Origin of the sequence: Streptomyces sp. NPDC050997, assembly GCF_040660135.1 — a bacterium.
GTDB lineage: Bacteria > Actinomycetota > Actinomycetes > Streptomycetales > Streptomycetaceae > Streptomyces.
Genome location: NZ_JBFAGK010000005.1, coordinates 1 through 21,352, shown reverse-complemented (window position 1 = coordinate 21,352; position 21,352 = coordinate 1). Strand labels below are relative to the sequence as shown.

18 protein-coding genes are annotated in these 21,352 nt (G+C 72.8%); 6 read left to right on the top strand and 12 right to left on the bottom strand.

The features are described 5' to 3' along the window. Positions 1 to 78: 78 nt before the first annotated feature. Positions 79 to 1,446 (bottom strand): SLC13 family permease, encoded by a 1,368-nt coding sequence (locus AB0H86_RS12910; protein ID WP_362436528.1) that lies wholly within the window; start codon positions 1,444 to 1,446, stop codon positions 79 to 81. Between the two features lie 193 nt (positions 1,447 to 1,639). Between AB0H86_RS12910 and AB0H86_RS12905 the strand changes: the two genes are divergently transcribed. Next, complete coding sequence (locus AB0H86_RS12905; protein ID WP_362436526.1) at positions 1,640 to 2,347, top strand: FadR/GntR family transcriptional regulator; 708 nt, start codon at positions 1,640 to 1,642, stop codon at positions 2,345 to 2,347. 176 nt (positions 2,348 to 2,523) lie between these two features. Then, positions 2,524 to 3,393, top strand: coding sequence for a hypothetical protein (locus tag AB0H86_RS12900; protein WP_362436524.1), 870 nt, complete (start codon positions 2,524 to 2,526; stop codon positions 3,391 to 3,393). Between the two features lie 61 nt (positions 3,394 to 3,454). On the opposite strand, the gene AB0H86_RS12895 is transcribed toward AB0H86_RS12900, so the two are convergent. The 10 genes from AB0H86_RS12895 to AB0H86_RS12850 all read right to left on the bottom strand — a co-directional run bounded on the left by AB0H86_RS12895 (position 3,455) and on the right by AB0H86_RS12850 (position 15,605). Continuing rightward, a complete protein-coding gene (locus AB0H86_RS12895) occupies positions 3,455 to 4,063 on the bottom strand; it encodes a hypothetical protein (RefSeq protein ID WP_362436522.1) in 609 nt (202 codons plus the stop codon). Then, complete coding sequence (locus AB0H86_RS12890) at positions 4,038 to 4,871, bottom strand: FkbM family methyltransferase (protein WP_362436520.1); 834 nt, start codon at positions 4,869 to 4,871, stop codon at positions 4,038 to 4,040. Before AB0H86_RS12890 ends, AB0H86_RS12895 begins: the two co-directional genes overlap by 26 nt. Further along, positions 4,868 to 5,092 carry a Trm112 family protein gene (locus tag AB0H86_RS12885; RefSeq protein WP_362436518.1) on the bottom strand — a complete coding sequence of 75 codons (225 nt, stop codon included), beginning with the start codon at positions 5,090 to 5,092 and terminating at the stop codon, positions 4,868 to 4,870. Before AB0H86_RS12885 ends, AB0H86_RS12890 begins: the two co-directional genes overlap by 4 nt. Continuing rightward, positions 5,089 to 5,994, bottom strand: coding sequence for a DMT family transporter (locus AB0H86_RS12880; RefSeq protein ID WP_362437332.1), 906 nt, complete (start codon positions 5,992 to 5,994; stop codon positions 5,089 to 5,091). The genes AB0H86_RS12885 and AB0H86_RS12880 overlap by 4 nt, the downstream gene beginning before the upstream one ends. A 24-nt stretch (positions 5,995 to 6,018) precedes the next feature. After that, a complete protein-coding gene (locus AB0H86_RS12875) occupies positions 6,019 to 6,771 on the bottom strand; it encodes a class I SAM-dependent methyltransferase (RefSeq protein ID WP_362436516.1) in 753 nt (250 codons plus the stop codon). Next, positions 6,768 to 8,090 (bottom strand): condensation protein, encoded by a 1,323-nt coding sequence (locus AB0H86_RS12870; RefSeq protein ID WP_362436514.1) that lies wholly within the window; start codon positions 8,088 to 8,090, stop codon positions 6,768 to 6,770. Before AB0H86_RS12870 ends, AB0H86_RS12875 begins: the two co-directional genes overlap by 4 nt. Positions 8,091 to 8,170: 80 nt before the next feature. Further along, entirely contained in the window at positions 8,171 to 12,376 is a 4,206-nt protein-coding gene (locus AB0H86_RS12865; protein ID WP_362436512.1) for a DUF3367 domain-containing protein, read from the bottom strand. Then, complete coding sequence (locus AB0H86_RS12860) at positions 12,373 to 13,098, bottom strand: class I SAM-dependent methyltransferase (RefSeq protein ID WP_362436510.1); 726 nt, start codon at positions 13,096 to 13,098, stop codon at positions 12,373 to 12,375. Before AB0H86_RS12860 ends, AB0H86_RS12865 begins: the two co-directional genes overlap by 4 nt. A 128-nt stretch (positions 13,099 to 13,226) precedes the next feature. Next, entirely contained in the window at positions 13,227 to 14,417 is a 1,191-nt protein-coding gene (locus tag AB0H86_RS12855; protein ID WP_362436508.1) for a glycosyltransferase family 4 protein, read from the bottom strand. A gap of 198 nt (positions 14,418 to 14,615) precedes the next feature. After that, entirely contained in the window at positions 14,616 to 15,605 is a 990-nt protein-coding gene (locus tag AB0H86_RS12850) for a DUF3068 domain-containing protein (protein WP_362436506.1), read from the bottom strand. A 176-nt stretch (positions 15,606 to 15,781) separates the two neighbouring features. Between AB0H86_RS12850 and AB0H86_RS12845 the strand changes: the two genes are divergently transcribed. Next, positions 15,782 to 15,934, top strand: a complete 153-nt coding sequence (locus tag AB0H86_RS12845; protein WP_362436504.1) for a hypothetical protein — start codon at positions 15,782 to 15,784, stop codon at positions 15,932 to 15,934. Positions 15,935 to 15,937: 3 nt separating this feature from the next. After that, positions 15,938 to 17,185 (top strand): helix-turn-helix domain-containing protein, encoded by a 1,248-nt coding sequence (locus AB0H86_RS12840; protein ID WP_362436502.1) that lies wholly within the window; start codon positions 15,938 to 15,940, stop codon positions 17,183 to 17,185. A gap of 85 nt (positions 17,186 to 17,270) precedes the next feature. Here AB0H86_RS12840 and AB0H86_RS12835 read toward each other — a convergent pair whose 3' ends face one another. Then, positions 17,271 to 19,148, bottom strand: a complete 1,878-nt coding sequence (locus tag AB0H86_RS12835) for a glycine-rich protein (RefSeq protein WP_362436500.1) — start codon at positions 19,146 to 19,148, stop codon at positions 17,271 to 17,273. A gap of 248 nt (positions 19,149 to 19,396) precedes the next feature. Between AB0H86_RS12835 and AB0H86_RS12830 the strand changes: the two genes are divergently transcribed. Both AB0H86_RS12830 and AB0H86_RS12825 read left to right on the top strand, forming a co-directional pair. Then, positions 19,397 to 20,170, top strand: coding sequence for an IclR family transcriptional regulator (locus AB0H86_RS12830; protein ID WP_362436496.1), 774 nt, complete (start codon positions 19,397 to 19,399; stop codon positions 20,168 to 20,170). Continuing rightward, positions 20,167 to 21,015, top strand: a complete 849-nt coding sequence (locus tag AB0H86_RS12825; protein WP_362436494.1) for an SMP-30/gluconolactonase/LRE family protein — start codon at positions 20,167 to 20,169, stop codon at positions 21,013 to 21,015. Before AB0H86_RS12830 ends, AB0H86_RS12825 begins: the two co-directional genes overlap by 4 nt. Positions 21,016 to 21,352: the final 337 nt, after the last annotated feature.

Sequence of the window (21,352 nt, the reverse complement as noted above, 5' to 3'; positions counted from 1 at the left end):
GTCAGGGCCGGGAAGAGAGAGGACACGCGTCGTACTCCTTAACTGCTGAACGGACACCGGCTGTCGCGGTCTGTCGGCCTACCCCCAGCCCGGCACGACCATCACCAGCCACGCCACCGCGGGTACCACCGCCACCACGATGCCTCCGTAGACCATCAACTGCCTGAAGAAACGCTCGCGGTCGACGTCCGGGGCCGCGGCCAGGACCAGCGCGCCGTTCGTCGAGAACGGGCTCACGTCCACGACCGTCGCCGACACGGCGAGCGCGGCCACCATGCCGACCGCCCCGATCTCACCCTGCGCGAGGAACGGCACGGCCAGCGGGATCAGCGCGCCCATGATCCCGACGGAGGAGGCGAAGGCGGACACGATCGCGCCGATGTAGCACAGCAGCACCGCGGCCAGCAGCGGGACACCGATGCCGCCGACGCCCTCACCGGCCCACTTGATGGTGCCCATCTGGTCCAGGACACCGACGTACGTCAGGACACCGCAGATCAGCAGCACCGTCGACCAGGCGATCTGGCCCACCGCGGCGCGGCTGTCGTCCGGCCAGGCGGCGCTGAGCACGACGGCGAGGGAGATCGCGGTCAGTCCGGCGTCCAGGTCGAAGACGAGGACGGCGACGACGAGGGCGACCAGGGCGGCGAGGGTCGCTATGCGGGCGGGCGTGAGGCGGGCGGGGTCGGGGGCGTCCACAGCGGTCCCGACTGCGCCCTTCTCGGTCCCGACTGCTCCCTTCTCGACCCCAGCGGTCCCCTTCTCGGCCCCGGCGGTCCCCTTCTCCTTCTCCGCGCTGTCCTGCGTCCCGAAGGCCTCGTCCGCCGCCACCGCCCCCCGTGCCCACAACGCCCGTCCGCCGAACAGGACGAACACGACAGCCGCGATGACGAGGTTGGTGAACAGCGAGGCGAGGAAGAGGGCGATCTCGTTGCCGGGGAGGTTCTCGCGCTCGACGATGCCGTTGACGATCGTGCCGTAGATGCTGATCGGGGAGAACCCGCCCGCCTGGGCGCCGTGCACCACCATCGCGCCCATGAGCAGGGGGCTGATGCCGTAGCGGGTGGCGAAGCTGAGGGCGATCGGCGCGACGATGGCGACCGCGGCCGGGCTGACCGCGCCGATCGCCGTGAGCGTGCCGGTGAGGGCGAACATCACCCAGGGGATCAGCGCCACGCGTCCCCGGACCAGCCGGATCGCGGCGTGCACCAGCCAGTCGGTGGTGCCGTTGGCGCGGGCGATGGCGAAGAGGTACGTGACGCCGACCAGAACGACGAACAGGTCGCCGGGGAAGCCGGCGAAGATGCCGTCCGCGTCGAGGTCGGCGACGAGTTCACCGACCGCGAAGGCGGCGGCGAAGGCCAGCGCGCCCATGTTGACGGAGCGCGTGGTGGCGATGACGAACACCACGACCAGAACAAGGATCGAGACGAGTTCGGGGGACATACGGGCTCCCGTCGTTGGGTCCCGGAGCGGTAGCGGGGCACAGGAAAGGTGGCTGAGTGGCTGAGCCACTTGGAGGGCGTTTGGCGATCAGAGTGGGTGCGCTCCGGGCGCCCGTCAAGGGGTCGCGCGGAAATTGGCTCAGCCACTCGGCCACGAGTGCACCGGTGTTACGCTCCCGACGAGAGGGGGACCCGTGACCGACGCCCTGCGCCCCATGACGAAACAGCGCCTCTACGAGCAGGTGCTGGACCGGCTGCGGCAGTACGTCGCCGAGGGCGGTCTGAAGGCCGGCGACCGTCTCCCACCTGAACGCGACCTGGCCCAGCGGCTGGGTGTCAGCCGGGCCTCGGTGAAGCAGGCGATCGTGGTCCTGGAGGTACAGGGCCTGGTGGAGGCACGGCACGGCGGCGGCACCTACCTGGTCCGCGACAGCCTGGACGTCGAGCCCGTCGAGCGGATGGTCGAGCGGCGCCGGCGTCTCCCGGACGTCCTGGAGGCCCGCGAGGCCCTGGAGACGAAGCTCGCCGAACTGGCCGCCGAGCGCCGCACAGAGGAGGACCTGGCGGCGATGCGGTCCGCGCTCGCGCACATGGCCGGGGAGATCGAGTCGGAGGGCCACGGGATCGAGGGCGACCGCCTCTTCCACGCGGCGGTGACGGCGGCCGCCCACAGCAGCCTGCTCGCCGAGTTCATGCGCTCCATCGCCGACCAGATCGCCGAGAGCCGCACCGAATCCCTCCGCCAGCCCGGCCGCCCCACCCGGTCCCTCTCCCAGCACCAGGCCATCCTGGACGCGATCGCCGCGCGGCAGCCGCGGCAGGCGGCGACGGCGATGCGCCAGCATGTGCGGACGGTGGCGAAGGTGCGGTTGCTGGACTGGGAGCCGGAGGAGGAACGGTAGAGCGAGCGGGAGCGGGCGGCCTGGCGGGGTCAGATCACCAGGGTCGCCGCCGCCGGAACAGCTCGCGCACTGTGGGCCGCCGCCGAGGAGATCCGCGGGAAGGTCAACGGGGTGGTCGCGGTTGCGGGGGCGGCGGATAGCCTGCCAGTCGCGCACCGTACGAGAAGGAGCCCGCCGTGCCCCGCATAGCCCTCGTCACCTACGACCCCCGGCCGAAGCCCAGCAAGGATCGTGATCTGCCGGTGCTGCTGGCGGCGCTGCGGGCGGCCGGGGCCGAGGCGGAGGCCGTGATCTGGGACGACGCCGGGGTCGACTGGGCCGGCTTCGACCTCGCCGTGATCCGGTCCACCTGGGACTACAGCTGGCGGGCCGCCGAGTTCGTGGCGTGGGCGCTCAAGTGCGGCGCGCTGACGCGGCTGGCCAACCCGGCCCAGGTGGTGCGGTGGAACACCGACAAGCGGTACATCGGGGAGCTGGCGGCGGCCGGAGTGCCCGTCGTCCCCACCCGGTACCTCGCTCCCGGGGACCCCGTCGACCTCCCCGCGGACGCCGAGTACGTCGTCAAGCCCACGTCCGGGGCCGGCGCCCGGTTCGCCGCCCGCTACACGCCCGAGCAGCACGACACCGCCGTACGACATCTCGCGCACCTGCACGAGGAGGGGCTCACCGCGATGGTGCAGCCGTACATGAAGGGCATCGACCGGCACGGCGAGCGTGCGTTGCAGTTCTACGGCGGGCGGCTGCTGCACGCCAGCCGCAAGCGGGCCGTCCTCGCCTCCGGCACCGCCTACGACGCCGACAAGGTCGCCCACCCGGGACTGGAGCCGTGGACCCCGACCCCGGCCGAACTCTCCGTCGCCGAACGCGCCCTGGCCGCCGTACCGGACGCCCCCGAGCTGCTGTACGCCCGGGTCGACCTCGTGGACGGGGAGGACGGGGAGCCGCGGGTGATGGAGCTGGAGCTGGTGGAACCGAACCTGTTCCTGGACCTGCATCCGCGGTCCGTGCCGGCGGTCGTGGCGGCGATCCTCACGGCGGCCGGATAGCCGTCCCAACTGCCCCTGGACCGTGGCGGCCCGTGGTCTACCGTGGCGCCATCAGGCGCGCCTAGCCGTCGGCCGACGCCCGGTCGTTGACCGCCACCCGCTGCAACAACCCCCAGGTGAACTCGGCGGCGCACTCCCATCGCACGCCCCGCGCGTCCGGCGCGGTGAAGGCCAGGCCCCAGCGGGTCGGGGCCGTGCCCTGGAGGGGGCGGGCCGGGGGGAAGGCGCGGGCGGTCTCGTCGACCGTGCAGGACCAGGGGGTGAGGTCGTCGAGGGTGCGCGGTTCGGGGCCCTCGGTGCCGGGGGCTCGGATCAGCCACTCGTTCCAGACGGTGCCGTCGGGGGCGAGCAGGATCTCGAAGCGGAGGCCGGGCCACAGGGGCAGGGGCCAAAGGCGGGCCTCGCACTTCAGGTCGCCCACCGTGCGGGTGAGCACGGACTCCGGTTCGCCGAGGATGGAGCGGTAGCGAGAGGCGGCGGCGCGGGTCCGCGGGGAGCGGATCATCGCCTGCCACCGTTTGTTGGCCTCGCGCATGTCCGCGATCGAGACGCCCAGCTCATGGCGGGCGTCCTCGACCAGGTCCGGATTGTGGTCGGCCATGCGGCGCAGCAGGACCAGCTGGAAGTCGAGCGGGGTGAAAGGACTACTCGGACTGTTTCCTGAGGGCATGCCGTTCATCGTCGCGCACCGGCCGTTCACCGGGACGGCGGCCGTCGGGAAGGAACAGCACCGAGTTGACGTACCGGGGCCGGTCCCGGAAGGGCAGGACGCGGCGCAGCAGACCGTGCGTGACCACGTACGAGGCCGTCGACTGGTGGGACTCCAGGGGGAACCCGGCGAGCGGCACCCAGGTGTCGCGGGGCAGCACCCAGCCGTCGTAGCCGAGCAGGGTCAGATACGTCACCACCGGCGCGATCGGCTGGATACGGGACTCCAGTTCGACGAAGAGGGCGGGGCGGTCGCGGGCCAGGAGACCGGTCGCCCCGCGCAGCACCGGCAGCTCGCCGCCGTCCACGTCGACCTTGATGAAGCCCACGTCACGCAGCCCCAGATCGTCCAGGACCACACAGCTCACGTCCAGCGCACGGCCGTGGATGTCGCGGCGGACCAGCGACGACACCCCCCGGTCGCCCGCGTCGTCCGACGGCAGCCACAGCCGGGCGGTGCCGGGACGGTCCGAGGCCGCGGCCTGGATCACCCGGACGTTCGCCGGGGCCGCCGAGGTCAGCAGCCGCGCCAGATGCGGCACCGGCTCCACCGTCACCACCCGGCGGGCGCGTCCGGCCAGGCGCCGCGTCCAGGGCCCGTACCAGCCGCCGACGTCCACCGCCGTGCCGCAGCCCGGCGGGCACAGGTCGGCGAGCCGTGCCAGCTCCGGCTCGAAGCGCGGGTAGACGGCTCCGGCCGCCGCGGCGACCAGCCGGGTGGGCAGATGGGGGGCCAGGCGGGCCGCCCAGGTGCGCGCGGGGCCCGTCATGGGGCCATCCGCTTCAGCAGGTCCTCGTGTTCGTGGTCCGTGACCTGCTCACCGGAGGAGGGCAGCAGCTGCGGGATGCCGTCCACGATCGGGTAACGGCGGTGCAGCCGCGGGTTGTAGAGGGCCTCGCCGCGGGCCGGATCGTCCGGTACGACGAGGTGCAGCGGGCCCTTGTCGAGGGGGCACGCCAGGATCTTCAGGAGTGGGTCGTCGGGTTTCATGGTGGGGTCAACTCCTTGGCGGTGACGGGGGTTTGGCGTACCGTGTCGTGTTTCGGCATGCTCAGCAGCACGGAGACGGCGAGCGCGGTGCCCGCGAGGCGCAGCGCGAGCCTGAGCGGGTCGTGCGGCAGCGCCTCGCCGAACGACAGCGTGCCGAGCACCGCCGTGAACAGAGAGGTCACCGTCGTGCACACCGGCACGATCAGCGAGGCCCGGCAGCGTTGCAGCGCCGCCTGCGACATGACCAGGCCGAACGCGCCCGTGAAGAGCAGGAGATACGGGTACGGGGAGCGCAGCAGGTCGAGGACCGCGCCCCCGGGCCCGCTCGACGTCAGACGGCTCGACACGCCCTTGATGGCGAGCGAGCTGACGCCGTAGAGCAGGCCCACCGCCACGCCGTACTCCACGCCCGTGGTCGGCGCGCGGTGGCGGTGCCGGGTGCGGCGCTCGGCCGCGTTGTACAGCCACACGCCCGCCGCCAGTGACGGCACGCACACCAGCAGGATCAACGGGTACGGCGCTCCTTGGCTCACCCGGTCGGAGTCCTCGTTCAGCGACAGCACGACCATGAGCAGCGCGAGCAGGATCGCGCCCAGCGCGTACTTCTCGCGGCCGGTGGTCTCCTCGCCCAGCAGCCGGGCGGACAGCAGCACGAGCAGGACCAGCCCGGAGACGAAGATGCCCTGCGCGGCGGCGATCGGCAGCGTGCGGTACACGGCGAGCTGCGCGGCGAACCCGGAGGCGAGTGCCAGCGACCCGCCGATCCACAGCGGGCTGCGCAGCACCAGCCCGAGGAGCCGGGCGGGTCGCCGGACGCTCACCTCCGGCAGGGCCGCCAGGGCCCGTTTCTCCAGGACGAATCCGGTGCTGTAGAGGACGTTCGCCAGCAGGGCCGCGGCCACTCCCCACCACATCGCCCGTGCCCCCTAGGTCTTTCGCGCGTGCAGCAGCAGGATCGACGCGAGGGCGGGTCTGGCACAGGCCAGCCGGTCCAGCGGGCGCAGCGGGCGCGGTACCCCGTGGAAGGGGGCGCCTTCGAGCCGTACGACCTCGAAGCCGGCGGCGGTGACGAACTCCCGCAGGGCGCGGGCGGTGTAGAGCCGCAGGTGTCCCACCACCTCCCGGCCCGGCCGCCCGTGCACGGCCCGCAGGCTGACCTCGGAGAACACGGGCTGCACCCCGCCCAGCAGCAGGGCGCGGTTGTACCAGGCGGCCAGGTTCGGGGTGGACAGCATGAGGTGGCCTCCCGGGCGCAGGACGCGGCGGATCTCGTCGAGCGCGGCGTCCGGGTCGACGAGGTGCTCGATCACCTCGCTGAACAGCACGGCGTCGGCACAGTCGGCGGCGAACGGGAGCCCGGGGCCGGTGAGTTCACCGCGGATCGGGTTCGTCAGGTGGGCGCGGGCGCGTTCGAGGGCGTCCTGGGACCAGTCGACGCCGATGACACGGTGGCCCGCCAGGAAGGGGGCGGCGGTGGCCGCGGCGGTGCCGTCGCCGCAGCCGATGTCGAGGACGGTACGGGTCGTGCGGGTCGCGTCGGTGCCGCTGGGCGGGCCGAGGGCGGCTGCCAGCATGCGGGCCTGGCGCAGTGAGCGGGGGGCGCCGGAGGCGACGGGTACGTCGGGGTTCTCGTAGAAGTCCCGTAGGTCCTTGGGGTGTTGGCGGGCGGTGGTGGTCATGTGCTGACCTCCGTGGTGTGCAGGTAGTGCTCGAAGAGGTCGCGGAGGTGGGCTCCGTCGCCGTGGCCGAGCAGGGAGCGCGACCAGCGCAGGGCGAGATGGAGGCGGCCCGCGGTGGAGGCGGTGGTGACGGTGAGGCCGCGGGGCATCCGGGCCGGCGCGGAGAACCAGACGGCGTGCGCGCGGCCCGCTTCCGCGCCGAAGTCCAGCGGGTACGGGACGCGGCCGATGTTGCTGAGCAGGGTCGTCGACGTCCAGGGCGCGGCGGCCCTGCGCAGCCCCCGGGTGAGGGCGGCGCGCCAGGCCACGGGGGTGACCGGGGCGGTGAGGAGGGACGCGCCGTGGCCGAGCTGGGGGCGGGGGAGGGACTTGAGGGCGCGGGTACGGGTCGCCGTGCGGTGCAGGAGCGCCGGCATGTCGGCCGGTGTGGGCCGGGTCAACTCGTCCGGGGTGAAGGGGACTTCGACCAGTCGGGTGCCGTTGCCGATGGGCATGGTGGTGTCCCGGGGGCGGTCGTCGACGGGCATGGTGATGCGCAGGGGGCGGGGGTGGGCGCCGTGTTCCCTGTTCCAGTGGGCGATGGTGAGGGCCGTGGTGACCATCAGCTGGTCGTTCACGGTGTAGGGGGAGCCCTTGGGCCGGTGGGGGAGCGGGAGTTCGGCGACGAGGAGGCCGTTGCCGGGGGAGAGTTCGGGGGCGCCGGCGGCCACCCGAGCGGGTCGGGACCAGTTGGAGGGGGTGTCCTCGGGAGGCCGCGGGGGTTCGGGGGCTCGGGTGGGGGGCGCGGCGGGGGAGTTGTCCCGGCCGCCGTACAGCTCGGCGGCGGTGGCGAGCACGCGGAGGCAGGCCGGGCCGTCGAGGGCGGTGTGGTTGATGGTGAGGAACAGGACCGTCGCCTCGCGCCGGGGAACGGCCTGCGGCCCGGCCGCACGACTGCCCGGGGTCAGGCCCACCACGTCCGTCGCCTCACTGCCCTCCGCGCGTCCCGCCCCCTCCACCACCTCCAGCCGGATCGGCGGCGACAACGACAGCGGCGGCGCCTGCACCAGTGCCCGGGTCCGCGCGTCCCGCAACGCGTCCCTGCCCGGCGCGGGAAAGCTCACCACCTCCAGGTCCGGCTCCGCCGTCAGCTCCCACTCGTACCGGCGCCGGTACCAGTGCCCCGCGGCCTCCCGCATGAGGATCCGCGGATGCCGGTGCAGCGCCTCAGTGAACGCCTTCCGCAGCCGCGCCGGATCCAGTCGCCCCGGCAGATGCACCTCGATGTGGACCGTCTCCGGCTCCTCCTCCTGGAGACAGTGCCGTGCGACCTCGTCCACGACCGGGAACGGGACGCGTGGGAACGCGGTGCGCGTGGATGTGGTCGTCCGGGTTCGGGACGTCGTACGGGTTCGGGACGTCATACGGGTTCGGCCTTCCCCTTCTCGACCCGGACCGGCGGCAGTTGCCGGGTCGGCGCCTCCGACTCAGGCGGCGGACCGCCTCCGTCACTGGGCTCCCGCACACTCACCAGTGCCGCGAACAGCCCGATCAACGCCAGCAGTTGGGCCGTGTGCCCGAACGCCCCCTGCTCGGTGCCCACCGGTTCTCCGGCTCCCGTCGCCGCCGCGATCCCCGCCCCCGCGAGGGCGACGAACGCGATCGGGACGAGGAGCGTGTGCCGACGATGCGCCAGCAGCGCCAGGGCCGGGACCAGCAGCGCGAACCACCCGGCGATCACCGCTGCGACCAGCGTGAGCGCCACCGTGCCGAGCCACAGGCCGGGCGGCGGCGGCAGCGGCTGCGGTTCGTCCGGGTTGGGGGCGCGGCGCCGCCACAGGGCCAGGCCCAGCAGGACGGCCAGCGCCACCCCGCTGCCGATCAGCCCGGCGTCGTACGTGGTCGAGGGCTCGTACGACAGTTTCACCGTGCCGCCCGCTCCCGCCGGGATCCGCCAGCCCTGCTGCCAGCCGTCCAGCCGCAGCGGGGTGAGCTCCCTGCCGTTCAGGGTGGCCCGCCAGCCGTCGTTGTAGTTCTCGTACGTCGTCACATAGGACGCGGCTCCCGAGCCGACCGTCAGCTCGCGCCGGTCGCCCAGCCAGTCCCGTACCCGAAGCTCACGACTAGCCGGCGCGGGCTCCGTCACCGTGCCGCGCGTGAGGGTCACGTCGGTCAGGGCCAGGGGCCCGGCGTCCCCGCCCTCGACTCGGTGCGAACCCGAAGTGAGCTCCAACTGGTCTTTAGAATCCCCTGACTGACAGATAGTCACCTGCACGGGTCGGCGTTCCGTCAGGTCCCGCACCCGTCCCTTCACGCCGGTCTGGTACAGCTCACCGTCCACCGCCAGCACCGGCCCCTTGCCGCACGGCAGTGAGAACGTCCGGTCGGCCTTCGGCTGAGGTGTGCGATAGCGGTCGAGGGCGGGGAGATACGCCTCCGTGAGACCGACCGGCAGTTGCAGGTCCTCGTCGGCGACCGGGTTGTGCAGGGTCATCGGGGCCGTCTCGGTGATCGTGATGTCGAGGCGGTCCGTGGTGATCGCCGGGAAGCGGACCGCGCCGTTCTCGTCGACCCCGGCGATCGCCGCGCCGTCGGGGGAGCTGATGTCCACCTCGGTGGGCCGGCTGGACAGACCGCCCGCGGGGGCCAGGACGATCTCACTGATCGGCTGCTTGCCGGTCCAGCGGAGATGGACGGTCGGACGGTCGCCCGCGATCCACGCCGTGGTCAGGTCGCCGTCGGTGAGGTTGCGGGCCGACAGACCCGCGCCCAGCATCGCGGTGGAGTCGGCGGTCGCCGTGACGCGGTCGCGCTGGTCGGGCGCGACCTCGTAGAGCAGCTCGTCGAGTTCCTCGCCGGCGACCGGGACCGCGCTCGCCCTCACCTCGTACGTTCCCGCCGTGGCCGTCGAGAAGGCGCGGTGCAGGCCCGCCTCCGTACCCGTCGGGGAGAACCCGGCCGGGTCGGCGGTGCGGTGCAGGGAGACGACCTCGGCGGAGGCGTCCGTGCGCGCGGCGTCCGTGGGCAGCCGGAGCAGACGGGTCACCTGGACGTCCGGCAGGTCGATCTCCGAGAAGCCCGCACCCGCGAGACCGGCCCGGCGGGCCACCGAGTCGGTGATCGTCAGTTTCATCCAACTCGTCGCGCCCGGAGGCGCCTTGACGCTCTGCGTCGAGCCGTCCGGCCGCAGGAAGCTGTCGCGCGACCCCCTCTCCGTCTCCACCCGCACCCGGGTCGCCGCCGACCGCACGCTCTCCTGCGGCAGCGGCGTGACCTTGAAGGACGACGGCATGTCGTACGCGTCGTCGGTGAAGGCGATCCGCAGCCACTGCCCGTCCGGTGAACCCGCCACGCCCTCCGCCCACGCCGTGTCCGGGTTGCCGTCGAAGGCGTTCACCGGGTCGAACTGCGGGAGGTGGAACAGCCAGTTGCCGTACGAGGAGGCGGTGACCGCGCGGGCGCCGCGCAGTTCGGCGACCGTCTGGTGGTCCAGGCCCGTGGTGGGCAGGATCTGGTGCGGCTTCTCGCCGGCGTCCTGGGCGGCACCGGACGCGTTGCGTTCGTCGCGGGTGTACGTGTACGACGTGTTGGCGTTGACCAGGCCGAAGCGGGTGTCCGCGCGGCGCAGCCCGTCGCCGACCACCTGGAGCGGCGGGGTGCCGAGCCCGGGGTGGTTGTCTCCGGTCAGGACGCTCGCCCGGCCGCGCAGCTCGGAGGCCAGCGGCAGCAGTGCCTCGGGTCCGCCGGAGACCACCGCCGTGTCGGCGACCGGAGTCAGCCCGGCCTGCCCGGGACGCGGCACGTCCTCGCTCGCCGGACGGTAGATCTCCACCGCCCGCTGCCTCGGATACAGGCCCTCCACCTGGAGCGGGGTGCCGGGGGCGATCCGGCCGCCGGTCATGAGCGGGCCGAGACCCGTCACCCGCTCGTAGCCGGACTGTTCCAGGGTCCGCTTCACCGTCGACGTCGGCACGTTGCCGATCTGGTCCGGATCGAGGTCGTTACGGACCACGACGTAGTACACGCCGGCCCGGCTCAGGTAGTCGGCCAGCCCCGGAACCTGACCGCCCGTCAGCAGGGACTCCTCCACCGCGTCCATGGCGCGCCGGTTTCCGGGGGTGCCGAAGGGGACGTAATCGCGTTGCGCCCAGCGGGAGTCGGCGAGCACGTCGAGGGGCTGGTCGATGGGGGAGCCCCAGGCGTAGATGCCGTGCGCGGTCGCCGGGACGACCAGGGCGCGCGAGTCGGGGGAGTACTTCTCCAGCCAACCGGCCGTGGCCTGCCAGTACTTGGGGAGCTGCTGGAAGGAACCCGGGTTCAGGATCGAACCGTTGAGATACGGCCACATGAGGCCGGGGAGGATCAGGACCGCCGCGATCAGGGGCGCGAACCGGCGGCCCCGGATCTGACGGGCACCGCGCGACTCGCCCGCCACGCCCACCACATGGGCCAGGCCCAGCACCAGTGCCAGGGCGAGACCGACCTGGAACTTGTAGATGTTGCGGAAGGGAGCCAGCCCGCCGTTCAGCCAGTCCCGCACCACCCCGTGGAAGGGCGCGCCGAACGCGCCGCCGTGCCCGGCGAGCAGCACCAGTACGGCCGTCAGCACGGTCAGCACCAGCCAGCGCCGCTCCGGCATGTCCCGCCGGGCCAGTCCCGCGAGGCCAAGGCCGGCCGCGAACGCCGAGCAGAGGATCACGATCACCGAGGAGGCGACCGTCCAGCCCGCCGGCAGCCACGCCTCCACCAGGTGCAGATAGGCGACCCAGTTCCCGCCGCCGCGCAACGCCTCCGTCGCCGACATGGTCTCGGTGGTGGTCCGGGCGCTCTCGACGTACGGCAGGAAGTTCTCGCCGTAGAAGCCGAGCAGCAGCAGCGGGATCCACCACCAGGCCGTCGTCAGGATCACGCCCGGCACCCACCAGGCGATCAGCTTGCGCTGTCTGGGGCCGGGCGGGCGGGACAGGAGGTAGAGACCGGCCGGGAGCAGGGCCGCCAGTGTCGAGGACGCGTTGACGCCGCCCATGAAGGGGACGACCAGCGCCGAACGCAGGGCGGCGACCCGGGCGCTGTGGCGCTCGTCGGCCAGCGGCAGCAGTACCCAGGGCAGGAACGCGCCGGGCAGCGCGGCGGCCGAGGTGGAGCCGATGACGATGGTGAACACCGGCCACAGGGCGTAGGCGACGGCTGCGAGCAGTCGGGACGCCCCGGTGCCCACGCGCAGCCGCTCGGCCAGCCGCAGCGCACCCCAGAATGCGACCGACACGATCAGCGACAGCCACAGCCGTTCCACCAGCCACACCGGCAACCGCACGGCGTGGCCCAGCCAGTAGAACGGCAGCATCGGCCAGACGTAGCCGACGTACTGGTCCTGGATCCCGCCGAACGAGCCCTGGTCGTGCCACAACTGGCCAAGGGCGCCCAGGAACCGGCCCGGGTCGGTGGTGACGCCGAGCTTGGTGTCGAAGGTCTGCCGGCCCGGGTGGACCGCCAGGAACAGCACGAACACCACGGCCCAGAACCCCAGCAGCCAGCGCCGTGACCTCGGGCCCTGAGGCGGGCCCGACATGATCGCGGTGGCGGGGACGGCCGCCGGAGGAGGGGTCTGGACCGTGGACGTCGTCATGGTGGACACCGCCGGAGGATGAGGAGGAGGTTCCAGGTGGCCACCTCGCGGATCCCGGGAACCTTCACGACGGTCTCCGCGAGGAACGGCCAGTAGCGGGAGCGCGCCGAGACGATCTGGACGTCGTCGCGGGCGCGCACCTGCCGCAGGGTCGGGCCGATGTGCACGGCGAACAGGTTCTCGCCGAGGGTGTGCTTGGCGGCCCTTCCGGTACGGCGCCGATAGCGGGCGCGGGCCCGCTCGGCACCCAGGTAGTGCCAGGGCGCCCACTCGTGACCGCCCCACGGGGACAGCCAGTTGGTGAACGACACATAGATCAGCCCGCCCGGCCGGGTCACCCGCACCAGCTCGCTCAGGAAGGTCTGCGGATCGGCCACGTGCTCCAACACGTTGGACGAGAAGGTGACATCCGCGACCCCGTCGTACAGCGGCAGCAGATACCCGTCGGCGATCACCGTCCCAGCGGGCGGCTTCTCCCCCAACTCCCGGACGTCCGGCTCGAAGAGGTGCGCAAAGGCACCACGACTGCGGAACTCCTCGGTGAAGTGGCCACCACCACCCCCGACATCCACGACCGTACGCCCGGCCACCACCCCGCCGTAGGCCTCGACCTGATCGACAGCATCCCGAGCGAGCAACGAGTAACAGGCGTCGGGCTCGTCCTGCTCGCGCAGAAAAGCCCGAAAGAGAGCGACCGAACGCCGAACAGAGGGATCTTTCAAACCCCGGCGCGGCACAGCGCCCCGATAGGGGCGCGGGGCTGTGACATTTGCGGCTCCGCCGCGTGGGCGCGACCAGCCACGACGGCCCCGCACTCGCGACACGGCCTCACCGCTCCGCCGCATAGGCGTCATGGCCCGCCACCCCGCACCGCCTCGGAGGCGACAAACCGGAACTGTCTCACCGTCCGATCCCAGCGATAGCGCCCCGCCCGCTCAAGGGCAGCCGCGCCCATCCGCTCCCGCCGCCGAACCGACAGAGTCAACACGCACCAGGCCGCCGCGAAAGACGACTCCCCCCGCGCGAGGACACCCGTCTCACCGTCCACCACCGAGTCCCGCAGACCAGGCACGTCGAAGGCGATCGACGGAGTCTGCCGCGCCGCCGCCTCGGTGACCACCAGGCCCCACCCCTCCACCGCGGAGGGATGCAGCAGCAGCCAGGCCGCGCACAGCAGGCGGTGCTTCTCCGCCTCGGAGACATGGCCGGTGAACTCCACGCCAGGACCGGCGAGTTGCTCCAGGCGCTGCCGCTCGGGTCCGTCGCCGACGATCAGCAGCCGGCCGCCGGTGACCGGCCGCACCCGCTCCCACAGCCTCAGCAGCAGATCGATCCGCTTGTACTCGACGAGCCGGCCCACCGCGACGAACAGCGGTTCGGGCGAGCGCTCGGATCGCGGGCCCGGCTCCTCCACCCCGTTGTGCACGACGCGGATGCGGTCGCGTTCGACGCCGATCCCGCGCAGCGCGTGGGCCGTGGAGGGGGAGACGGCGACCAGCAGGCCCTGGTGCCGGGCGGTACCGGTCAGCGCCCAGTGTTCGAGTCTTCGGCCGATCCGGGCGGCGGGCGCCAGCGGGCCGCCGAACCGCATCTTCCACAGGTCGGTGTGGACGTGGTTGACCAGGCACAGGGTGGGGCCGCGATGCCAGAGCGGCGCCAGGTACGGCATCCCGTCGCAGACCTCGACCAGCAGGTCGCAGTCGCCGACCTGACGGGCGAAGGCGGAACGGGCGCGCAGATAGTGGCCGAACTCGCCGCCCGCCGACACGACCCGGTAGTCGCGGACGGGGGCCCCTCCCGCTCGGGCGGAGCCGAGAGTGGGGGAGGCCGGTCCTCCGCACAGCAGGGTCACCTGGTGGCCGAGCCGGGTCAGTCCGTCGGCGAGCCGGTCGACCAGCAGCTCGGAGCCGCCGGCGGCGGGGTTGTCCAGATCTCGATGGGCGAGGAAAACGATTCGGCGCGGAGGTGGGGGGAGCGCCGAGGGGTGCTGCGACGCCCTGGGGCGGGCGGCGCGCAGCGAAGACGGCACGTGCTGGGGCATGAGCGCTCCAACTCGTCTGAGGGTGTGGAACCGATCGTGGGGGCTGAAGCGCTGTTCCTGTGGAGGGGGCTTCCTGGTTTTCTGCGAGAAGGGTGTGGGTGGGCTGTGCTCGGGTGGGGTGGACAGTTTTCGCCCAGCCGTTCGCCACGGCTACTCACGGAGGTGACAATTTCTGGCTTTGTCAGAGCTGACGTCACATCACATCGTGAGAGGAACTCGGGACGTATCAGGTGTTTCCCGGGAATCAGGGCGCTTACGTCCCCGTACCGCCAAAACGCCCCCCACGGCCGCCAGGACGAATCCGGCCACAGCCGCACCGATCGGCAAGGTCTCACCCACCGCGCGCAGTTGACCGCTGTCCCGCTCGGCCTGCCGCACCGCCTCCTTCTGGGTGCCGGTGGTGAAGGCGAGCTTCGGGCTGTCCAGCAGCACCACCGCGTCCTTCTTCGCGCCGGGTGCCCGCAGGGTGCGCTTCGGGCCCACCTGTGCGTAGATCACCCGGCCGGTGGTCTGGTCGACGACCAGCTCGATGCCGTGGTTGGAGTACCACTCCTCGGCCAGCACCTGCGGTCGGCCGGGCTGGTCGACGATGCTGCCGGGCACCAGCCTGGTGCCCGTCTTCGACGGCGGGACCGTGCCGGTGAACCGGTAACCCGTGTACCCCTGGACCTTCTCGGTACCCCGGTAGCGCAAAGTGACCGTGGATCCAAGGGAGTTGTCCCACCACTGGTACGAGCGTTTGTGCACGTCGAAGGGGAACTTCAGATAGGCCTCGCCCTCGATGTACGGCTTCTCCTGGCAGCAGTGCACCGGCTTCGTGGTCCTGCGGTCCATCACCCAGCGGTGCGGGACGAACTCCAGGGCGTCGTGCGGATCGGCGGCCGGCAGCGACTTGTCGGTGTCGACCGTGGTCGTCACGTCCCACACGGCGGCCCGGCCGCTGCGTTCACTCTCGGCCACGTTGCCCCGCACCCGCTGCGTGACGGTGATCCGCTGGTCGGACACGGTCTCCAGCTCCTCGGTGTCGAAGACGCTGCCGGTGCCCTCGTAGACGGCGGTGGTGTCGATGTCGAGGGGGTTCACGGCCGCTCGTGGCTCGACGTACCAGACGAGCAGAGGCGCCAGGACCAGCAGAAACGTGCCGAGGCCCAGCGGAATCAGAGAAAGAGGTGACACGGTACGGCGCATCCGGGCACTCCAGTGGCGTGAGATGACGGAGTTCGGGCCGCTCTATGGGCCGAGGACCGTAGGCGCCCCTTGACGGAGTGTCAATGTCCTGTCGACACTGGGGCCGACAGGCAGGGTGGGACGTCGGGGTGGGCACCGACCTCCGGATCGAACCGGACAGAGAGGCTGACCCTGCGATGTCCAGACTCCTCACCGCCGCACTGACCATGGCGCTCGGCGCCGCCCTCGCCGTGGGCGCGGCACTCGGCATCGTCGCGCTGCTCGAAGCGACACCGGACCAGCCGAACACCCCCTTGGTCACCTACGAGCAGACAGACCAAGGGAGTTGACCCGTGACGGCCCGCCCGGCAACCGTCACCCGCTCGGCCTGGCACGACGTCCCCCGGCCCCAGGTGCGCCGGTTCGCGGCGATCGCGCTGGCCGAGGCGCCCGCGCTCGCCGAGGAGATCCTGCGCGAGATCCGTCACGAGTACCCTCATCTGCCCGTCGTCCTCGACGAGTCGGGCGAGCCGATGGCACTGGTCGGCATCCGCCGCGCCATCGAGGTCTTCGTCCAGCACCTGGAGAACTCCGACTACTCGGCGGGCCGTCCGACGGTCCCGCCCGGCGTCTTCCAGGAGTTCGGCCGGGGCGAGGGACTGGGCGGCCGCAGCCTGGACTCCCTCCAGGCGATCTACCGCATGGGCGTACGGCTGGCCTGGCGCTGTTTCGCCGACATCGGCCAGCGCGTCGAGATCCCGCCGCCCGCGATGTACGAACTGGTGGACGCGGGCTACGAGTACCTGGACGGACTGGTCGACCAGTCCGTACGGGGCTACGCGGAGGCGGCGGCCCGCCAGGCGGGGGAACGATTACGTCTGCAGCGCCGCCTGATGGAGCTGCTGCTCGCCGAGCACCACCGGGGCGACCCGGCCGACGCCCTCACCGAACGCGCCGCCCGGATCGGCTGGCCGCTGCCGGAGAAGGTCGCGGTGGGCGTGCTGCTGCGGCCGGCCCGGGAAGCGGTGGCGCCCGCCGTGGGACAGGGGGTGGGGCAGGGCGTGCTGCTGGACATGGAGTACGAGCAGCCGCGCATGGTCGTACCCGAGCCGGACGCGGCCGGCCGCCCCGAGTTGCTGCACCGGGCGCTGACGGGGTGGGCGGGAGCGATCGGCCCCCCGGTGCCCCTCGCGGACGCGGCGAAGTCACTGCACTGGGCCGAGGCGGCCGTACGGCTGATGGAACGGCGGCTGCTTCCGGCGGGCGAGGTCCTGTACTGCACCGAGCACACGGAGGCGCTGGTCCTGCTCCAGCCCGAGGAACTCCTCGACGATCTCGCCCTGCGCTGCCTCGCCCCCCTCGCCCACTGCGGCCCCACCCACGGCCGACGGCTCGCGGAGACCCTGCTGGCGTGGCTGGAGACGCGGGGCGGGGCGCCCGAGGTGGCGGCCCGGCTGGGGGTCCATCCGCAGACGGTCCGCTACCGGCTCCGGCAGATCCGCGAGCTGTGGGGCGCCGAGATCGACGACCCCGACCGGCGCTTCGAACTCGAACTGGTGCTGCGGGCACAGCGGTTGCGGGGGACGTTGGGCGGTACGTGAGACGACCGGGGTGCGGGGCGTTGTCGAGCACCCCGCGCCCCGCACCCCGCGCCCCGGTCGCCGTAGGACCGTCGGCGTCAGCCGATCACCGGCGGTTCTGGAACCTCACCCGCAGCCGCGGCGAGAAACGGACCGCGGCGACACCCAGCGCGGTGAGGCCGGCCGCCGCGACCAGCAGCAGGCCGATGCCGTCGGCGCCGGTGGAGGCCAGGCTGTCACCGATGAACTGCGTCGAGTCGTCGCCGCCGGAGCCGCCGGTGCCGGAGCCGCCGTCGTCACCCGTGCCGCCGGTGCCGCCGGTCCCGTTGCCGGCGGAGCCGGACGGGCTGGGGCTGGGCGAGGCGGACGGGTCGTCGTCGGTCTTCTCCACCACCTCGACGGTGAAGCTGACGGAGGCGCCGCCGCCGACCTTCGCGGTGACGGTGTACGTGCCCGTCGCCGCACCGGCGACCAGCTCCGGCGCCGTGGCCCTGCCCTCGGCGTCGCTGACCGCCTGGACGCCGATGCCGCCGTTCTCGAACCGGGGGCCCGTCATGCTGTCGTCCTCGACCATGAAGTCGACCTTGGCGCCGGCGGCGGGCTTGCCCGAGTCGGTCACCAGGGCCTCCAGCGCCTCGGCGAAGGGCTGACCCGCCTCGGCCTGCTGCTCGTCGCCCGCGACGGCCTCCACCTCGTCGGCCAGGTTCTTCACGTGCACGGTGAAGTCCGTGGCCAGACCCGCTGCCGTCGCGTGGACGGTGAAGTCGCCCTTCTTGCCGCTGGTGTAGATGGGCGGCGTCTGTACGCGGCCCTCGGCGTCGGTCGCCAGCACGACGGACCTGGTGTTCTCGCGTTCGCCGAAGTTCGGGCCCAGGTTCGCCGGGTCGTCGATCGCGAGCTTCACCGAGACGCCCTCGACCGGGCCGCCGTCCTTGTCCCGGACCACCGCGGCCACCGGCGGGACCTCGTGACCCGGCTCCACGGACTGCTCCGCGGCGGAGGCCGGGTTCAGCGCGGCGGGTGCGACGGCGCCCTTCCACTGGACCACCACGCGGCCGCTACCGCCGATGAGATTGACGCCGCCCTCGGCCACCCCCTGGGTCTCCGGCTCCGACGCCTTCGACCAGAACGGGTCGTCCTTCGCGGGCGGCGTGTTGCGGACACCGCTCGTCAGCCGCGCGTCGGTCACCCGGGCGGGGTTCGTGTAGCTGTTGCCGCCACCGCCGCTGCCGCTGGCCTTCTCGTCCTCCGAGCCCGCGCCACCGCCGCCGCCCGCGTAGCCGGCCCCGCCGCCGCCACCGCCGTAACGGCTCTTGCCGCCGTCACCGCCGCGGCCGCCCGCGGTGGCGTCGGCTCCCGCGGCGCCGTTGCCGGCCCCCGCACCACCGACGCCCTTGTCGGCGCCCTTGCCGCCGAAGCCCGGCTCGGAGCCGTCCTGCCCCTTCTCGCCGCCGGCGGCACCGCCGTAGGCCGGGCCCGGCAGGGTGCTGCCGGAGCCGCCTCCGCCGCCGGCGATGAGGAGCGCCTCGCCGCCGCTGGTGCGGATGGCGCTGCTGTTGCCGCCGGCCTTGGCGTCGCCGCCGCCACCGGCACCGCCGAGCGCGTCGCCGAACGTCGTTCCGTAGGAGTACCCGCCGACCGCGACGGACAGCGTCTCAGCGGGCGCGACCTTCAGGGTGCCCGCGGTGTACGCGCCCGCGCCGCCGGTCACGCTGTGGCCGCCCCAGCCACCCTGTCCCCACGCCCGCACGTCCAGGGAGTTCACACCGGACGGGACCTGGAAGTTCGCCTTGGCGCCGGTGAAGTCGAACAGCCGGCAGCCCGCGAAGCCCGCCGTCGGCTCGCACGCCGCGCCCGCGGCCGCGGTGCCGGCCGCTGCGGGCACCGCCGCCCAGCCGCCGCCGGTGCTCAGCGCCACCAGAGCGACCGTCGCCACGCCATGTCTCAGACGCACCCGGCGCAGTACAAGGGAATCCCGCTTCATCAACCACTCCACAGCTCGACGACGGCTCGGCGAGCTCCGCCCAAGGAGCTCATGAAGGTGATCAAAGACCATCACCACATCTCCACGAGTGAGACCGTGGAGCGGAGAAAAGGTTGTACCAGTGGGGCGGAAGTGACCCGCCTGCCCATTGCCCGGGTAAAGCTCTATGACTAGCCTGTGTTCGTCATGCCGATCGTCTGTTGAAATCTCGAACACAGGCGCCTGAGAAACAAGGGAGGGGACCGGTCGTGGGACGCCTTGTACCTGCGGTGACCCGGGCTCTCGACATTCTTGAGCTCTTCCTCGACGGGGACGGGACGCTCTCCGCCCCCGACATCGTGCGCAGACTGCAGCTGCCGCGCACCACCGTGCACGAGCTGGTCACCACACTCGCCGCCCGGTCCTACATCGTCCAGGTGCCGGGCCAGCCGGGACGCTACCGGCTCGGAGTGCGCCCGTACCAGCTCGGGAGCCGGTACGCCGAGCAGCTGGACCTCGCCGCCGAGGGGCAGCAGGTCGCCCGCTCCGTCGCCGAGACCTGCGACGAGACCGTGCACGTGGCCATCCTGGAGGGCACCGACGTCATCTACATCGCCAAGGTGGACTCCACGCACGCCGTGCGCATGGTCTCCGCGGCGGGACGGCGACTGCCTGCCCACTGCACCTCCGTCGGCAAGATGCTGCTGGCCTCGCTCCCCGAGCACGAACTCTCCGCGCGCATCCCGGAAGACACCGCCCTGATGGCGATGACCGCCAACAGCATCACCGACCCGGACGCCCTGCGCGAGGCCCTCGCCGAGATCCGGCAACGCGGGATCGCCGTGGAGAGCCGGGAGTCCAACCCGGACGTCTCCTGCGTGGCCGCGCCGGTCCAGGACCGCACCGGCCGGGTCGTCGCCGCGCTGTCCATCTCCGTCCCGATGATCCGCTGGAGCGACGAGCGCCGCGTCGAGCTGGAGCAGCTCGCCGCCAAGGGCGCCGTCGAACTGTCGGAGCGCCTCGGTCACCGGAGGGTGGGATGACGTACGCGTACGAGGTGGCGGTCCGCGCGGAAGCGACCCTGGGCGAGGGCCCGACCTGGGACGCGGCGGCGGGCCGGCTGCTCTGGATCGACATCCTGGGTTCCCGGATCAACACGTACGATCCGGTGTCCGGCCACCGCACGACGCGCACGACCGAGCAGCACGTCGGCGCGGTGAAGCCACGTGCGACGGGCGGCCTGGTCCTCAACCTCCGTGACGGCGTGGGCCTCCTGGACCCCGACGACACGTTCCGCTGGCTGCGCCACGAGCCCGTCCCCGGCCGCCGGGCCAACGACGCCGCCGTCGCCCCCGACGGCTCCCTGTGGGCCGGCACCATGCGCTACGACGAGGCTCCCGGCGGCGGCACGCTGTCCCGTACCACCGGCGACGGCACGGTCGATGTGGTCCTCGACGACGTGGCCGTCAGCAACGGCACGGGCTGGAGCCCCGACGGCCGCCTGATGTACTACATCGACTCGCCGACCCGTCGCGTGGACGTCTTCGACTTCACGGACGGCCGGGCCGCGGGCCGCCGGCCCCTGGTGGAGATCGAGGACGGCGCGGGCTTCCCCGACGGCCTCACGGTCGACGCCGACGGCTGTGTGTGGGTGGCTCTGTGGGACGGCGCTGCGGTACGCCGCTACACCCCCGCCGGCGACCTCGACCGCGTGATCGAACTCCCGACGCCCAGGGTGACGGCCTGCGCGTTCGGCGGCGCAGACCTGACCGACCTGTACATCACGACGGCCCGGGTGGGCCTGGACGCGCCCCACCCCGTGGCGGGGTCGCTGCTGGTGGTCCCGGGCGCGGGCAAGGGCCTGCCACAGCCGGCCTTCGCGGGCTGACCGACCTACACCGCCCCGGCCGCGGACAGCCGCGCCGCCGGGGCGATGGGGATCCCCCCGATCGGGAAAGCCGAGAGCGCGAAAGGCGGGCGCTCCGCAGGCACCGGGCCGTGCGCCCCGCCCGCCGCGGGCACCGGGCCGTGCGCCCCGTCATCGCCCGCCGCGGGCACCGGGCCGTGCGCCCCGCCCGCTGCGGGCACCGGGTCACGCGACCCGCCCGCTGCGGGCACCGGGCCGTGCGCCCCGCCCGCTGCGGGCACCGGGTCACGCGACCCGCCCGCTGCGGGCTCCGGGCCGCGTGTCACGGCCGCCCCGGGGGGCGGGGGGGGGGGGCCGG

Bases quoted from the DNA above. Each gene is read 5' to 3' on its own strand.
- AB0H86_RS12855 (WP_362436508.1), bottom strand. From the start codon at position 14,417: ATGCCCCAGCACGTGCCGTCTTCGCTGCGCGCCGCCCGCCCCAGGGCG.
- AB0H86_RS12845 (WP_362436504.1), top strand. From the start codon at position 15,782: ATGTCCAGACTCCTCACCGCCGCACTGACCATGGCGCTCGGCGCCGCC.
- AB0H86_RS12825 (WP_362436494.1), top strand. From the start codon at position 20,167: ATGACGTACGCGTACGAGGTGGCGGTCCGCGCGGAAGCGACCCTGGGC.
- AB0H86_RS12875 (WP_362436516.1), bottom strand. From the start codon at position 6,771: ATGACCACCACCGCCCGCCAACACCCCAAGGACCTACGGGACTTCTAC.
- AB0H86_RS12890 (WP_362436520.1), bottom strand. From the start codon at position 4,871: ATGACGGGCCCCGCGCGCACCTGGGCGGCCCGCCTGGCCCCCCATCTG.
- AB0H86_RS12865 (WP_362436512.1), bottom strand. From the start codon at position 12,376: ATGACGACGTCCACGGTCCAGACCCCTCCTCCGGCGGCCGTCCCCGCC.
- AB0H86_RS12895 (WP_362436522.1), bottom strand. From the start codon at position 4,063: ATGCCCTCAGGAAACAGTCCGAGTAGTCCTTTCACCCCGCTCGACTTC.
- AB0H86_RS12850 (WP_362436506.1), bottom strand. From the start codon at position 15,605: ATGCGCCGTACCGTGTCACCTCTTTCTCTGATTCCGCTGGGCCTCGGC.
- AB0H86_RS12835 (WP_362436500.1), bottom strand. From the start codon at position 19,148: ATGAAGCGGGATTCCCTTGTACTGCGCCGGGTGCGTCTGAGACATGGC.
- AB0H86_RS12910 (WP_362436528.1), bottom strand. From the start codon at position 1,446: ATGTCCCCCGAACTCGTCTCGATCCTTGTTCTGGTCGTGGTGTTCGTC.
- AB0H86_RS12885 (WP_362436518.1), bottom strand. From the start codon at position 5,092: ATGAAACCCGACGACCCACTCCTGAAGATCCTGGCGTGCCCCCTCGAC.